16 protein-coding genes are annotated in these 13,804 nt (G+C 71.0%); 12 read left to right on the top strand and 4 right to left on the bottom strand.

Features of this window, described 5'->3' with window-relative positions:
* Positions 1-6: 6 nt before the first annotated feature.
* The 12 genes from bchL to P8627_RS08265 all read left to right on the top strand — a co-directional run bounded on the left by bchL (position 7) and on the right by P8627_RS08265 (position 9,614).
* Positions 7-897, top strand: a complete 891-nt coding sequence (gene bchL / locus P8627_RS08320) for a ferredoxin:protochlorophyllide reductase (ATP-dependent) iron-sulfur ATP-binding protein (RefSeq protein ID WP_279967316.1) — start codon at positions 7-9, stop codon at positions 895-897.
* Complete coding sequence (gene bchM, locus P8627_RS08315; RefSeq protein WP_279967315.1) at positions 897-1,610, top strand: magnesium protoporphyrin IX methyltransferase; 714 nt, start codon at positions 897-899, stop codon at positions 1,608-1,610. Before bchL ends, bchM begins: the two co-directional genes overlap by 1 nt.
* Positions 1,611-1,615: 5 nt before the next feature.
* Positions 1,616-3,040, top strand: a complete 1,425-nt coding sequence (locus P8627_RS08310) for a PucC family protein (RefSeq protein WP_279967427.1) — start codon at positions 1,616-1,618, stop codon at positions 3,038-3,040.
* A 16-nt stretch (positions 3,041-3,056) separates the two neighbouring features.
* Positions 3,057-3,815, top strand: a complete 759-nt coding sequence (gene puhA / locus P8627_RS08305) for a photosynthetic reaction center subunit H (RefSeq protein ID WP_279967314.1) — start codon at positions 3,057-3,059, stop codon at positions 3,813-3,815.
* Positions 3,816-3,843: 28 nt separating this feature from the next.
* The gene (gene puhB / locus P8627_RS08300) at positions 3,844-4,497 is read left to right on the top strand and encodes a photosynthetic complex putative assembly protein PuhB (protein WP_279967313.1); all 654 of its coding nucleotides are present in this window, start codon (positions 3,844-3,846) and stop codon (positions 4,495-4,497) included.
* 4 nt (positions 4,498-4,501) lie between these two features.
* Positions 4,502-4,969, top strand: coding sequence for a photosynthetic complex assembly protein PuhC (gene puhC / locus P8627_RS08295; RefSeq protein ID WP_279967312.1), 468 nt, complete (start codon positions 4,502-4,504; stop codon positions 4,967-4,969).
* Between the two features lie 19 nt (positions 4,970-4,988).
* Positions 4,989-5,285 (top strand): hypothetical protein, encoded by a 297-nt coding sequence (locus P8627_RS08290; protein WP_279967311.1) that lies wholly within the window; start codon positions 4,989-4,991, stop codon positions 5,283-5,285.
* A complete protein-coding gene (acsF, locus tag P8627_RS08285) occupies positions 5,282-6,406 on the top strand; it encodes a magnesium-protoporphyrin IX monomethyl ester (oxidative) cyclase (protein ID WP_279967310.1) in 1,125 nt (374 codons plus the stop codon). The genes P8627_RS08290 and acsF overlap by 4 nt, the downstream gene beginning before the upstream one ends.
* Positions 6,406-7,206: a putative photosynthetic complex assembly protein PuhE gene (puhE, locus tag P8627_RS08280; protein ID WP_279967309.1), complete on the top strand. Its 801-nt coding sequence runs from the start codon at positions 6,406-6,408 to the stop codon at positions 7,204-7,206. Before acsF ends, puhE begins: the two co-directional genes overlap by 1 nt.
* Positions 7,193-8,407, top strand: coding sequence for a 5-aminolevulinate synthase (gene hemA, locus P8627_RS08275; RefSeq protein WP_279967308.1), 1,215 nt, complete (start codon positions 7,193-7,195; stop codon positions 8,405-8,407). Before puhE ends, hemA begins: the two co-directional genes overlap by 14 nt.
* A 100-nt stretch (positions 8,408-8,507) precedes the next feature.
* Entirely contained in the window at positions 8,508-9,005 is a 498-nt protein-coding gene (locus P8627_RS08270; protein ID WP_279967307.1) for a pseudoazurin, read from the top strand.
* 141 nt (positions 9,006-9,146) lie between these two features.
* Complete coding sequence (locus P8627_RS08265) at positions 9,147-9,614, top strand: c-type cytochrome (protein WP_279967306.1); 468 nt, start codon at positions 9,147-9,149, stop codon at positions 9,612-9,614.
* A gap of 8 nt (positions 9,615-9,622) precedes the next feature.
* Here P8627_RS08265 and bchO read toward each other — a convergent pair whose 3' ends face one another.
* Genes bchO through crtA form a run of 4 tightly spaced genes read right to left on the bottom strand, consistent with a single transcriptional unit; the run spans position 9,623 to position 13,774 of the window.
* Complete coding sequence (bchO, locus tag P8627_RS08260; protein ID WP_279967305.1) at positions 9,623-10,477, bottom strand: alpha/beta fold hydrolase BchO; 855 nt, start codon at positions 10,475-10,477, stop codon at positions 9,623-9,625.
* Entirely contained in the window at positions 10,474-12,096 is a 1,623-nt protein-coding gene (locus P8627_RS08255; RefSeq protein WP_279967304.1) for a magnesium chelatase subunit D, read from the bottom strand. The genes bchO and P8627_RS08255 overlap by 4 nt, the downstream gene beginning before the upstream one ends.
* Positions 12,093-13,094 carry a magnesium chelatase ATPase subunit I gene (gene bchI, locus P8627_RS08250; RefSeq protein ID WP_279967303.1) on the bottom strand — a complete coding sequence of 334 codons (1,002 nt, stop codon included), beginning with the start codon at positions 13,092-13,094 and terminating at the stop codon, positions 12,093-12,095. The genes P8627_RS08255 and bchI overlap by 4 nt, the downstream gene beginning before the upstream one ends.
* Positions 13,091-13,774 carry a spheroidene monooxygenase gene (gene crtA / locus P8627_RS08245; protein WP_347882298.1) on the bottom strand — a complete coding sequence of 228 codons (684 nt, stop codon included), beginning with the start codon at positions 13,772-13,774 and terminating at the stop codon, positions 13,091-13,093. Before crtA ends, bchI begins: the two co-directional genes overlap by 4 nt.
* Positions 13,775-13,804 lie beyond the last annotated feature (30 nt).

Below are 13,804 nucleotides of genomic sequence, written 5' to 3'. Positions count from 1 at the left end.
ACGACAATGCCCAAGGATATCCCCGACCTGAAGGGACTGGACGGCGAAGGCTCGGTCCAGGTCCACCAGGACGACGCCGCGAAGATCGAGGGGGCCAAGGTCTTTTCGGTCTACGGCAAGGGCGGGATCGGCAAGTCGACGACCTCGTCGAACCTGTCGGCGGCCTTCACCAAGCTGGGCAAGCGCGTGCTGCAGATCGGCTGCGACCCGAAGCACGACAGCACCTTCACGCTGACCGGCAAGCTGCAGCCCACGGTGATCGACACGCTCAAGGAGGTCGATTTCCACGCCGAGGAGCTGCGCCCCGAGGATTTCGTGACCGTGGGCTATGGCGGCGTGCAATGCGTCGAGGCCGGCGGCCCGCCCGCGGGCACCGGCTGCGGCGGCTACGTGGTGGGGCAGACGGTGAAGCTCCTCAAGCAGCACCACATGCTGGAGGACACCGATGTCGTGATCTTCGACGTGCTGGGCGACGTGGTCTGCGGCGGCTTCGCCGCGCCGCTGCAGCATGCCGACCGGGCGCTGATCGTGACCGCGAACGACTTCGACTCGATCTACGCAATGAACCGGATCATCGCCGCGGTGCAGGCCAAGGCGAAGAACTACAAGGTGCGGCTGGCGGGCTGCGTGGCGAACCGCTCGCGCGAGACCAACGAGGTCGACCGCTACTGCGACACGGTGGGGTTCAACCGCATCGCGCATATGCCCGACGTGGACGCGATCCGGCGCTCGCGGCTGAAGAAGAAGACCCTGTTCGAGATGGATGACGAGGAGGACATCGTCCGCTGCCGCGCCGAATACGTGCGGCTGGCCAAGACGCTGTGGGACGGGACCGAGGGGCTGGCCCCCGATCCGCTGCCCGACCGCGAGATCTTCGAGCTGCTGGGGTTCGACTGATGGCATTCGACGCGCTCCATGACGCCGGGCCGACCCCCGCCGGGGGCGGTGACGCCTATGCGTCGACCCGCGCCCGGGTGGAGCGCTATTTCGACGGCACCGCGACGCGGGCCTGGGAAGACCTGACCTCGGATGCGCCGGTCTCGGGCATCCGGCGCACGGTGCGCGCCGGGCGCGACCGGATGCGCGCCGCGATGCTGGACCGTCTGCCCCGGGACCTGCGCGGCGCGCGGGTGCTGGACGCGGGCTGCGGCACCGGTGCCAAGACCGCGGCGCTGGCCGCGCGCGGCGCGACGGTGGTGGCGGTGGATGTCTCGCCCAAGTTGCTCGGCATCGCCGCGAAACGTCTCGACCCCGCGGTTTCGAGCCGCGTCAGCTTCCGCGCGGCCGACATGTTCGACCCCGCGCTGGGCGCCTTCGACGCGGTCGTGGCGCAGGATTCGATGATCTATTACGCGGCGCCCGAACTGGCCGGCCGGTTGAACGCGCTGGCGCCCCGCGCCGGGCGCATCCTGTTCAGCCTGGCGCCGCGCACGCCGTTGCTGATGGCGATGTTCTGGGCTGGCAAGGCCTTCCCCCGCGCCGACCGCTCGCCCGCGATGGTGCCGCATTCGGCCGCCGCGCTGGCCCCGCGGCTGGACGGCACGCTGCAGGAGGTCGAGCGGGTGACGAGCGGCTTCTACATCTCTACCTGCCTGGAGCTGTGCGCGTGAGCGCGATGCGCCATATCGCCCTGAAGGCGCTGCCCTTCTCGGATGCCGGCTCGGACGCGCTGCCGCTGAAGCAGCTCCTGCGCCTGTCGCTCTTCCAGGTCTCGGTCGGGATGGCGGCGGTGATGATGCTCGGCACGCTGAACCGCGTGATGATCGTCGAGCTGGGCCTGTCGGCCTTCCTCGTCGCGGCGATGATTGCGCTGCCGGTGCTGATCGCGCCGTTCCGCGCGCTGCTGGGCTTCAAGTCGGACACCCACCGCTCGGCCATCGGCTGGAAGCGCATTCCCTATCTGTGGTTCGGCACGCTGTGGCAGTTCGGCGGGCTGGCGATCATGCCCTTCGCGCTGCTGATCCTCGGCGGCTACGACCAGGTCCGCATCCCGGCCTTCGCGGGCGAGGCGTTCGCCGCGCTGGCCTTCCTGATGACGGGGCTGGGCATGCACATGACGCAGACGGCCGGGCTGGCGCTGGCCGCCGACCGCGCCGATGACGAGACGCGGCCGCGCGTGGTGGCCCTGCTCTACGTCGCGTTCCTCGCGGGGATGCTGGTCAGCGCCCTGCTGATCGGCTGGCTGCTGCGCGATTTCGACGGGGTCCGGTTGATCCAGGTGGTGCAGGGCACGGCCGTCGCGACGCTGGTGCTGAACGTCGTCGCGCTCTGGAAGCAGGAGAGCCTGCGGCCCACCACCAAGGCCGAGCGCGCCGCGCCGGCCCCCGCCTTCGCCGATGCCTGGGCCGACCTGTCGCACGGCGGGACCGCGGGACGGCTTCTGCTGGCGGTGTTCCTGGGGACCGTGGCCTTCAACATGCAGGACGTGCTGCTGGAGCCCTATGGCGGCGAGATCCTGGGCCTTTCGGTCTCGAACACGACGCTTCTGACCGCCTCTTGGGCGACCGGCGCGATCCTCGCCTTCGCGCTGGCGGCGCGCTGGCTTGCGCAGGGGCTGAACCCGACCCGGATGGGCGCGCGCGGCGTGCTGGCGGGCGTGGCGGCCTTCTCGGCGGTGATCTTCGCCTCGCCGCTCGGGTCGGCCCCGCTGTTCTTCGCCGGCGCCTTCGGCATCGGCTTCGGCGGCGGGCTCTTCGCGGTGGCGACGCTGGTCACGGCGATGACGCTGCCGGTGACCGATATCGCGGGCCGGGGCCTGGCGCTGGGCGCCTGGGGCGCGGCGCAGGCCACGGCCCAAGGTGTCAGCACGGCGCTGGGCGGCGGCATCCGCGACGCGGTGGACGCGCTGGCGACCTCGGGCGCGCTGGGCCCGGCGCTGAACGATCCCGCGACGGGATACTCGGTCGTCTACCACGCCGAGATCGGACTTCTCTTCCTGACGCTCGTGGCGCTCGGCCCGCTCGTCAGGCGCACGGACAGACCTTCAGACAGACCCGAACCCAAGGAGGCCAGGATCGGACTGGCCGACTTCCCAACCTGAGAATGGAGGACGACCCATGGTGGACGCCTTTTTCGGAGATTTCGACCTCGCGAGCCTCTCGCTCTACCTGTTCTTCGGGTTCTTCGCCCTGCTGATCTACTATCTGCAGACGGAGAACATGCGCGAAGGCTACCCGCTGGAAAACGACGACGGGACGCTGGCGCCGAACCAGGGCCCCTTCCCGCTGCCCAGCCAGAAGACCTTCATCCTGCCGCATGGCCGCGGCACCGTGACCGTGCCCGACATGGCCCCCGAGGGGCGCGAGATCGCCATGGCGAAAACCGCCGTGCCGAACGGGTTTCCCTTCGAGCCGACGGGCGACCCGATGCTGGACGGGGTCGGCCCCGCCTCCTGGGCGCCGCGCCGCGACGTGCCCGAGCTGGACGGCCACGGCCATCCGAAGATCGCGCCGATGGACAAGGTGCCGGGCTTCCATGTCAGCGCCGGGCGCGACCCGCGCGGCCTGCCGGTGAAGGGCGGGGACGACAAGGTCGCCGGGACCGTCAGCGACATGTGGCTGGACGTCCCCGAGCAGCTGGTCCGTTTCATCGAGATCGACGTGCCCGAGGCGGGGAAGCGCCTGATCCCGATCCAGCTGGTCCGGATCTTCGCCGACCATGTCGAGGTGAAGAGCCTCTACGAACGCCATTTCGCCCAGATCCCCGCGACCCGGTCGCCCACGCAGGTCACCCTGCTGGAGGAAGACAAGATCATGGGCTTCGTGGGCGGCGGCAAGCTCTATGCCGCGCGCGACCGGCAGGAGCCGCAGCTCTGAGCCGCTGCTGACAAGGAGGACGACCCAGATGGACCATGACGATTTCGATCAGGAGCCGATCCCGGGCCTGCCCGAGATGTTGCCCCCGGGCGAGGAGATCCTGTGGCAGGGGGCACCGGACTGGCGCGCCCTGACGCGGGACGCCCTGAAGGTCCGCTGGGTCGCCGGCTATTTCGCCCTGCTCTTCGCATGGCAGGCGACGGCGGCGGCGGCGGTGATGCCTTGGGCGACCGCGCTGGCGCAGTCGACCTTTTACCTGGTGCTGGGCGCGGTGGCCTGCGCCCTGCTGGCGGCGATCGGCTGGTGCCAGGCGCGGGCGACGATCTACACGATCACCAATCGCCGCGTGATCCTGCGCATCGGCGCGGCGCTGAGCATGACGGTGCAGTTCCCGTTCAACTGGATCGGCGCGGCCGACCTGGTGACGCGCCGCGACGGTACCGGCACGATCGCGCTGCGGACGCTGGGCACGACGCGGTTCAGCTATTTGCTGATGTGGCCGCATGTCCGGCCGTGGCGCTTCGCCAAGACGCAGCCCGCGCTGCGCGCCATCCCCCGGGCGGCCGAGATCGCGCGCCTCCTGGCCGAAGCCGCGCAGGCCGAGATGTCGTTGCCGCGGGTGACCGCCGCTGCGCCGACGCAACCCCAACCCACGGGCGCCATGCCCGTCCCGGCGGAGTGAGACCATGACCCCCGAAGCCCGCCTTCGCCTGCGCGACAAGGAAATGATCCCGACGATCCTGCTGCGCGCCATGGGCACGTTGGTGGCCTGCGCGCTATTCATCACGACCTATGCCGTCCTGACCGATCGTCCGCTCGAGGCGATGCCGGTCATGGAGGGTGAGGCCCCGATCCTGCGCGAGCGCGCGATCATCATCGATGCCGACGGCGCCACCGGCGCGGCCCGCGTGCTGGACACCAACGGCACGGTGATCGCCGACCTTGATCCAGAGCAAGGCGGGTTCATTGCCGGGGTGCAACGTGCCCTGAGGTTCGAACGCAACCGCATGGGTGTGGAGGAGGCGCTTCCGGTCCGCCTCGTCCTTTTCGAGAACGGCCAGCTTTCGTTGCGCGACGACGCGACGGGCTGGCGGGCCGAACTGATCGGGTTCGGGGCGAAGAACGCAGACAGCTTCGCCAAACTGCTGAACTGACCAAAGGGAGGAACGACCCATGGGATTTCTGACGAGAACACGCGAGGAGGCGCCCTGCACGGTCGAGGTGTCGCATCGCTTCGAGGAGCTCTCGGCGCATGTGCGGCTCGATAACGGGGCGGTGATCCATCCCGGCGACACGGTCGAGGTCCAGGGGCCCGAGATCATGGCCCCCTACGGCGAGGTCGTGCGCGAGAGCCGGATCGCCGTGATCACCCGCGCCAGCCGTCTGGAGCGGATGTGGACCCGGGCGACCGGAGACTTCGAATTCATGGAGCTGTGCGAGTTCAGCTTTTCCGAGGAGGCGCTGTCATGAACGTTCAGACCACGCATTCCGCCGACGCCACCACCGTCGAGGCCGCGCTGGCCGCCGACAACCAGCACGCCGTGATCGACAGCGAGACCGCCACGCAGGTCGCGATGTCCAACACGCTGCTGACGCCGCGCTTCTACACCACCGATTTCGACGAGATGGACGCGATCGACGTCACGCCGGTGCGCGCCGACTGGGACCAGCTGATCGCGCAGATGAAGGCCGACCCGAACAAGGGCCATTTCAAGAAGAACGAGGACTGGGACCATATCGACTGGGACGGCATGGAGCCGGGGCTGCGCGCCGAGTTCATAGACTTCCTGATCTCGTCCTGCACGGCCGAGTTCTCGGGCTGCGTGCTCTACAAGGAGATGAAGCGCCGCGGGTCGAACAGCGACATCACCACGCTGTTCCAGCTGATGGCGCGCGACGAGGCGCGGCATGCGGGCTTCATCAACGACGCGCTGCGCGAGGCCGGGATCGCGGTGAACCTGGGCTTCCTGACGCAGAAGAAAAAATACACCTATTTCCGGCCCAAGTTCATCTACTACGCGACCTACCTGTCCGAGAAGATCGGCTACGCCCGCTACATCACGATCTTCCGCCACCTGGAGCAGCATCCCGAGCATCGGTTCCATCCGATCTTCAAGTGGTTCCGGGAGTGGTGCAACGACGAGTTCAGCCATGGCGAGGCCTTCGCGCTGTTGATGAAGACCGACCCGAAGCTGACCTCCGGGCGCAACGTCTGGTGGATCAAGTTCTTCCTGACCGCGGTCTACGGCACGATGTATGTCCGCGACCACCAGCGGCCCAAGTTCCACGCCGCGCTGGGGGTGGAGCCCGACTGGTACGCGCAGGAGGTGTTCCGCAAGACCTCCGAGATCAGCCGCCAGGTCTTCCCGATCACGCTGGATATCGACCATCCGCGCTGGATGCCGACGCTCAAGCGCCTGCAGAAGGCCAATGCCGATCTCGCGGCGGCCCAGAAGAAGACCGGGTTCGCGCGGCTGGCCGGCAAGCTCTCGGGCTCGGCCCGGGCGGCGCTGGCCTTCGCGTCGCTCTACACGATCCCGGCCAAACGCCACGACGTGCCGGTCGAGACCCGGCTGGAGCCGGCCTACTGATGCCCGGCTCGCCCTGGATCGCGGCGGCGCTGGCCGTCTTCGCCTGGTGGGCCTCCACCGGGGCGATCCTCGTGGCGACGCGCCGGGCCGAGCGCACGGGCCGCCCGGCCCGTGCCGTACTGCTCGCCACGCCGGTCATGGCGCTGGGCATCGCGGGCTTCTTGTGGTCGGCGGGCCGGACCGACGTGATCGCGGTCTATGCCGCCGCCGCCAGCGCGCTGGCGGTCTGGGGCTGGATCGAGCTGGCCTTCTTGGCGGGCGTGATCACCGGGCCCTCGCGCATGCCGGCCAAGCCCGGCGTTCCGGAATGGGAGCGCTTCATCCGCGCCTGGGGCACGGTGGCCTATCACGAGATGGCCCTGACCGGCGCCTTCATCGCGCTGGCGATGCTGTCGCATGGCGCGGCCAACCGCTTCGGGCTGTGGGTCTTCGCGATCCTGTATGTCGCGCGGATCAGCGCGAAGCTGAACCTCTACCTGGGCGTGCGGAAGGTGAACACGGAGTTCATCCCCCGCCATCTGTCCCACCTGCCCAGCCATTTCCGCGAGGCGCGGATCAACTGGCTGTTCCCGACAAGCGTGACCGGCCTGAGCTTCGCCGCCTTCGCCTGGTCGGAGCGCGCGATCGCCGCCGCTCTGCCCGCCGAGGCGGTGGGGTTTGCCCTACTGGCCGCCCTGACCGCACTGGCGCTATTGGAGCACTGGTTCATGGTCGTGCGCCTGCCCGACGAAAAACTGTGGCGCTGGATGCTGCCCAAGAGACAAGAGATGATGGAGGAGGGGCCCGATGCCGTTCGATAAGCTGTTCGAGGAACAACTCGACACCCTGAAGGCGGAGGGCAACTACCGCTATTTCGCCGACCTGACGCGACAATGCGGCCAGCATCCGCGCGCCAAGAACCACCATGACGGCGAGACGCGCGACGTCACCGTCTGGTGCTCGAACGACTATCTCGGGATGGGGCAGCATCCGGACGTGGTCGAGGCGATGGCCGAGACGGCCCGCGCCTGCGGCACTGGCGCGGGCGGCACGCGGAACATCTCGGGGACCAACCACCACCATCTGCTGCTGGAGCGCGAGCTTGCGGATCTCCACGGCAAGGAAGCGGCGCTCCTCTTCACCAGCGGCTACGTGTCGAACTGGGCGGCGCTGTCGACGCTGGGATCGCGCCTGCCGAACGCGGTGATCCTGTCGGACGCGCTGAACCACGCCTCGATGATCGAGGGCATCCGCCATTCCCGCGCCGACAAGGTGATCTGGAAGCACAACGATCCCGAGGACCTGGACCGCAAGCTGGCCCGCCTGCCCGCCAACACCACCAAGATCGTCGCCTTCGAGAGCGTCTATTCGATGGATGGCGACATCGCGCCGATCCGCGAGATCGTCGAGGTGGCCGAGAAGCACGGCGCCATGACCTATCTGGACGAGGTCCACGCGGTCGGCATGTACGGCCCGCGCGGCGGCGGCGTGGCCGAGCGCGACGGGCTGATGGATCGCATCACCCTGATCGAGGGGACGCTGGGCAAGGCCTTCGGCGTGATGGGCGGCTACATCACCGGGTCGGCGGCACTGTGCGACTTCATCCGCAGCTTCGCCTCGGGCTTCATCTTCACCACCGCGCTGCCGCCCGCCGTCGCCTCGGCCGCGACGGTGTCGATCCGTCATCTGAAGGCGTCGGAGATCGAGCGCGCGCAGCAGCGCCGCCAGGTCGCCCGGCTGCGCGCCCGGCTGGATGCCGAGGGCATCCCGCATGTCCGCAACCCCAGCCACATCATCCCGGTGATGGTGAAGGACCCGGTGAAATGCCGGATGCTGTCGGATTACCTGATGGACCAGTTCGGCATCTACGTGCAGCCGATCAACTACCCCACCGTGCCCAAGGGGACCGAGCGGCTGCGCTTCACCCCGGGCCCGAACCACACCGATGCCGATATCGACCGGCTGGTCGAGGCGCTGTCCTCGCTCTGGCGGCAATGCGCCCTGGCGCGTGCGACGGCCTGACGCGTAACGCGGCCCTTTCCTTCGGCCCGGCGGGCCATAGCTCTCCTGACAGACGGGGCGCGGGTAATACCGCGCCCCGAAAAACGAAGGAGACTGCAAGATGAAACTGACCCGACGCCAGAGTATCGCCCTCGCCGGTGCCGCCGCCGCTTCCGCTGCGCTGCCCCGTGCCGCCGCCGCCGACGCGCATGCGACCGTCCACGAAGTGCAGATGCTGAACAGCGCCACCGAAGGCCGCGACCGCAACGTGTTCGAGCCCGCGCTCGTGCGTGCCCAGCCGGGCGACACGATCCGCTTCATCTCCACCGACCGCGGCCACAATTCGCAGAGCAATTCGGACATGCTCCCCGAGGGCGCCGAGGAGTGGAAGAGCGACATTAGCGAGGATTTCGAGATCACCCTCGATGTCGACGGCACCTATGGCTACTACTGCACGCCGCACCGCGGCACCGGCATGGTCGGCCTGATCCTCGTCGGCGAGATCGACGAGGCGCAGTACCAGGCCGCGAAGGACGCGCGGAAGCAGGGCCGGGCCCGTCAGCGCTACGAAGACATCTTCGCGCAGGCCGACGAGCTTCTGGCCTCCGAATCCAGCTGATCGCCACGACGGCAACACGCTATGCCGGCGCCCTTCGGGGCGCCGGTTCGCGTTTCGGGGCCCCCGAAGACGCGCGCGATTGACGACCGGCGGTGCGCGGGGGATGTTGAGCCCTCGCCATTCCAGAAACGGGACACCGCCATGAAAACCCTTTCGACCCTGACCATCGCCGCCGCCCTGTTGGCCGCGGCCCCCGCCTTCGCCGATGCCCACGCGCCCGACCTGACTGCCTCGGGCGACGCCGGCGCGGGCGAAAGCGCCTTCCGCCAGTGCCAGTCCTGCCACGTGGTCCAGAGCCCCGATGGCGAGGTCCTCGCCGGACGTGCCGCCAAGACCGGCCCGAACCTCTGGGGCGTCGTCGGCCGCACCTACGGGATGGTCGAGGATTTCCGCTATTCCGACATCATGCTGACGGCCGGCGAGCAGGGCGCCATCTATGACGAGGCCAATTTCGTGGCCTATGTGCAGGATCCGACCGGCCACCTGCAGGAGATCACCGGCGAGGACGGTCGCGGCAAGATGACCTACAAGGTCCGCAAGGAAGAGGATGCCGTGAACCTCTACGCCTTCCTCGCGCAGTTCGGGGCCGAGGACGCCGCCACCAACTGATCGCCGCTTCAGCCGGTGGGCGCGACGCCCGCCCGGCCCAGAAACTCACCCACGGCCTCCGCCACCTCGGCGGGGGCCGTTTCGTGCAGAAGATGCCCGTGGCCCGCGATCTGGCGCAGCTCGGCGCCGGGCAGGCGGTCGGCCATGGCGCGGCTGACCTTCGGATCGACGGCGCGGTCCTCGGCCCCGGTCAGCAGAAGGACCGGCGCCGTCAGGTCGGGCGCGCGCCGGATCAGCCGCTCCAGCGACCAGTTCGCCATCATGGCGAGCGCCCCGCCCACATGGTCGCGATCCGAGACGAGGCGGTGATAGAGGGCGAGGCCGTCGGCATCGATCCGGCTGCCCGTGCCCTCGAGCAGGCGGCGCGTCCGCGCGGGGGAGCCCGCGGCGGTGAAGAAGATCGGCGTCAGCGGGTTGAGCGCGAGCGCCTTGGCCATAATCGGGAAGAGCCAGCCGGCGAGGCCCTCGAACTCCTGAAAGGCGCCGTTGATGGCGATGACGGGCCGGGGCGCGTCGAGCGCCATTCGCAGCGCCACCGCCGCGCCCGCCGAATGGCCAATCAGCGCGGCCGGCGTCACGTCCAGCCGCTCCATCAGCCGGGTCACGTCCTCGGCCATCGGGTCGAGGCCCGAGCGTCCGGACCGGCCCAGCCGGGTGAAGCCGTGGCCCGGCAGGTCGATCATCGTGACGCGGTGGTCCTTCGCCAGGAGCGGGGCGAGGCCGCGCCAGCTATGGGTCGCGCCGCCCGCGCCGTGCAGGAGCAGAAGGTCGGGCCCCGCGCCGATCTGCTGGACGTGCCAGCGATGCGGGCGCGATTCGACGAAACGCGAGGCGTCGGCGAAGGGCCAGTCGGGCGGGATCACAGCGCGTCCGCCACGGCGCGGCTGAGGCGTTCGGCATCGGCGCGGGGCAGGGGCAGGCAGGTCGCGCCCATCCGCGCCGCCAGTTCGGCCAGCGCCGGGGCGGGGCGGTTTCCGGTGTCGATGACGAGGCCCGGGATGGCGCGCGCCCGGATCGCGGCGGCCAGGGTCGCGGCGTCCTGCGCGGCGGCGGCGCGGCTGGTTTCGCCCGAGAGCGCGACATTGGGCCGCCCGTCGGTCAGCACGACCAGCGCCGGGTCCATGCCGCGCCCGCGTGCGTGGTGCGCCAGTTCCAGACCCTCGCGCAGGCCCGCGGCGAGCGGGGTGCCGCCGCCGCCGGGAAGCCCCGCCAGCGCGCGCTTGGTGCGCAGGAGGCTGCGCGTCGGCGGCAGCAGAAGCTGCGCGTCGGCGCCCCGGAAGGCGATCAGGGCGACGTGGTCGCGGCGGGCATAGGCCTCGGCCAGCAACAGCTCGACCGCGCCCTTCGCCTCGGCCAGCCGCGCGAAGGCGGCGGAGCCCGAGGCGTCGACGGCGAAGACGATCAGCCGGTCGGATTTCACCTCGAACCGCTTCAGCCGGATGTCGGAGGCGCGGATGCGCACCCGCTCGCCCGGGCCGCCGCCGCGCAGGCGCTGCCACGGGGCGGCGGCGCGCAGCGTGGCGGGCAGGTCGATGCGGGCGCGCCCGTCGGGGCGGCCGGGGCGCGAGGGCAGGGGCCGCCCGCGCCGGTTGCCCTTGCGCGCGGCCCCCGCGCCGGTGCCCGCCGCGCGCGGGACATGGCCCGCGGCGAGGCGCGCCAGCAGGTCGGGGGGAAGCTGCGCCAGCGCGGCCTCCAGCAGGATCTCCGCGCCCTCGGGCGGCAGGTCCGGCGCCGCGGCCTCGTCTTCGGTGTCGGGCGGCGGATCGGGGGGCGTATCCTGTTCCGGCTCGGCCTCGGGCTGGAGCAGCCGCGTGGCCCGCGGCACCAGCGCGACCGCGGTGGCGAAGGCGAGATCGGCCTCGGCCACGTCCGCGCGGCCGTCGAGCGCCGCCGAGAGCCGCGCGACGCGCAGTGCCTGACCCGGCGCGCGCAGCGACGCGATGCCGAGCGCTTGGGCCAGTGCCACCAACCGCTGGCGCGCCGTGTCGTCGTCGAGCGCCGCGCTGTCCGGCAGGGGCGCGAGGGCCGGGGCCTCGACGGCGCGCAGGCCCTCGAGGTCGATGGAGAGCGCCATGCGGTCGGCGAGGGCCGGATTTAGCCCCTCATCGGCGACGCCCTCGTCGAGGGCGAGCAGCCCGGTCCGTCCCGCATCCAGCGCCTGCCCAAGCCGGGCGCAGAGACCGGGCGTGGCGCGTTCCGCCATGGCGAGGATCGCGACCTCATGGCGGTCCAGAAGCCCGGCGCGGTGGCGCGCCTCGCCGGTCCGCAGCGCGGCATCGAGGTCGAGCCCGCCCAGCAGCACCTCGTCGGAGATGTCGGGATGTAGCCGCGCGACCGGGCCCAGGCGGTCGTGGAGCCGGCCCAGCCAGAGGCGCCGCGCGTCGGAGGATCGGGCCCGCAGGTGCAGCCCGCCCAGGGCCACGGGATCGGCGGCGAAGCAATGCAGGGCGCGGATCGCCGCGGCCCAGCGGGGCGCGCTCACGCCAGCACCTCCTCCACCGCGCGGGCGACGCGTGCGGTGGTGCCGGCCTCGTCCAGCGGATCGCGGCGCAGGCGGTGGCGCAGGGCCATGGCGGCGACCCGGCGCAGCTGATCGCGGCCGGGCGCGCGGGCCCCGTCGAAGGCGGCGAGCGCGCGGGCGGCGCGCAACAGCGTCAGCTCGCCGCGCAGCCCGTCGGCGCCCAGCGCGATGCAGAGCGCGGCGCAATCGCGCAGCACGTCGTCGCCGGCACCGGTCCCCGCGAGGCGGCCGCGCGCCGCCACGATCCGGTCGCGCAGATCGGCCTGGGCGTCGCCCCAGTCGCCCACGAAGCCGTCCGGGTCGCGGTCGAAGGCGTCGCGGCGCTTCACCACCTCGATCCGCTCCTCGATATCGCTGGGCGAGGCGACCTCGACCGACAGGCCGAACCGGTCGAGAAGCTGGGGCCGGAGCTCGCCCTCCTCGGGGTTGCCGGAGCCGACCAGCACGAAGCGGGCGGGGTGGCGGATCGACAGGCCTTCGCGCTCGACCACGTTCTCGCCGGATTGCGCGACGTCGAGCAGCAGGTCGACGATGTGATCCTCGAGCAGGTTGATCTCGTCGATATAGAGATAGCCGCGATTGGCGCGGGCCAGCAGCCCCGGCTCGAAGGCGGTCTCGCCGCGCGCGAGCGCCGCCTCGATGTCGAGCGCGCCGGTCACGCGATCCTCGGTCGCGCCGAGCGGCAGGTCGATCACGGGTGTCGGGCGCGCCTCGACCGCGGTGCCGGCGCCGCGGGCCCAGTCGGGCACGTCGGCCGGGTCGGCGGAGTTCACCGGGCAGCCCGCGACCATCTTCAGCGGCGGCAACAGGCCCGACAGCGCGCGCACGGCGGTCGACTTGCCGGTGCCGCGATCGCCGAAGACGAGGACCCCGCCGATCGACGGATCGACCGCGGTCAGGATCATCGCGGTCTTCATCTCGTCCTGGCCGACGATGGCGGCGAAGGGGAAGGGCGTCATGCAAGGACCTCGTGGATCGGGCGGCCCTGCCAGCGGCCCTCGGCGTCGGTGATGCGGAACCGGGCGTAGAGCTCCTCGGCGAACCAGTCGCCGTCGCGCACGGCGCGGATGGCCTCGGCATGGGGGCCGGAATTGCGCGCGAAGCGGGCCATGGCCTGCGCGTCGGGCCAGACCGAAAAGGTGACCTGATGCAGCAGCGGCACCTCGCCCACGCCGATCTTCAGTCGGACGGCGGGGTCTTCGCCCACCCGGGCCGAGATATCGGGCACGCGGCGCCAGAAGCGCAGCAGGTTGCGCGGCCGGATCGTCGCGCGGGTCAGCGCCGCCAGCGGGCCGGTCGGCGCGGCCGCGCCCGCGAAGGGCTGCGCGCCCGACCAGCGCCCGCGGGCCGAGACCGTGTCCAGCGTCAGGGTGCAGAATTCGGTCGCGCGGTCCGACCAGCGGCCCAGGACCGGCGCGGACAGCCCCGCCCGCGCGGCCGCCGGGTCCGACCAGCAGCAGAGGATCGCCCAGACCGCGGTGTTCGGGATCGGGGTGAAGCCCTCGCCCGTCCCCGAGCCCATGAGCTTCCAGAAGCGCAGGCCGGGCAGGCGTGCCAGCGGCCAGCGCGACAGGCCCATCTGCGCGAAGGCCCAGAGGCGGTCGCGCAGGGGGTCGAAGCGGTAGAGGCTGAGCGTCACGGTCTGAATGGTCGTCGTCCCTTCGGTCGC

Source organism: Jannaschia sp. GRR-S6-38 (assembly GCF_029853695.1).
GTDB lineage: Bacteria > Pseudomonadota > Alphaproteobacteria > Rhodobacterales > Rhodobacteraceae > Jannaschia > Jannaschia ovalis.
This window is presented reverse-complemented; position numbering and strand designations above follow the sequence as displayed.

Excerpts from the sequence above, each read along its gene's own strand:
- bchL (WP_279967316.1), top strand. The coding sequence starts at position 7 with ATGCCCAAGGATATCCCCGACCTGAAGGGACTGGACGGCGAAGGCTCG.
- bchM (WP_279967315.1), top strand. The coding sequence starts at position 897 with ATGGCATTCGACGCGCTCCATGACGCCGGGCCGACCCCCGCCGGGGGC.
- P8627_RS08310 (WP_279967427.1), top strand. The coding sequence starts at position 1,616 with ATGCGCCATATCGCCCTGAAGGCGCTGCCCTTCTCGGATGCCGGCTCG.
- puhA (WP_279967314.1), top strand. The coding sequence starts at position 3,057 with ATGGTGGACGCCTTTTTCGGAGATTTCGACCTCGCGAGCCTCTCGCTC.
- puhB (WP_279967313.1), top strand. The coding sequence starts at position 3,844 with ATGGACCATGACGATTTCGATCAGGAGCCGATCCCGGGCCTGCCCGAG.
- puhC (WP_279967312.1), top strand. The coding sequence starts at position 4,502 with ATGACCCCCGAAGCCCGCCTTCGCCTGCGCGACAAGGAAATGATCCCG.
- P8627_RS08290 (WP_279967311.1), top strand. The coding sequence starts at position 4,989 with ATGGGATTTCTGACGAGAACACGCGAGGAGGCGCCCTGCACGGTCGAG.
- acsF (WP_279967310.1), top strand. The coding sequence starts at position 5,282 with ATGAACGTTCAGACCACGCATTCCGCCGACGCCACCACCGTCGAGGCC.
- puhE (WP_279967309.1), top strand. The coding sequence starts at position 6,406 with ATGCCCGGCTCGCCCTGGATCGCGGCGGCGCTGGCCGTCTTCGCCTGG.
- hemA (WP_279967308.1), top strand. The coding sequence starts at position 7,193 with ATGCCGTTCGATAAGCTGTTCGAGGAACAACTCGACACCCTGAAGGCG.
- P8627_RS08270 (WP_279967307.1), top strand. The coding sequence starts at position 8,508 with ATGAAACTGACCCGACGCCAGAGTATCGCCCTCGCCGGTGCCGCCGCC.
- P8627_RS08265 (WP_279967306.1), top strand. The coding sequence starts at position 9,147 with ATGAAAACCCTTTCGACCCTGACCATCGCCGCCGCCCTGTTGGCCGCG.
- bchI (WP_279967303.1), bottom strand. The coding sequence starts at position 13,094 with ATGACGCCCTTCCCCTTCGCCGCCATCGTCGGCCAGGACGAGATGAAG.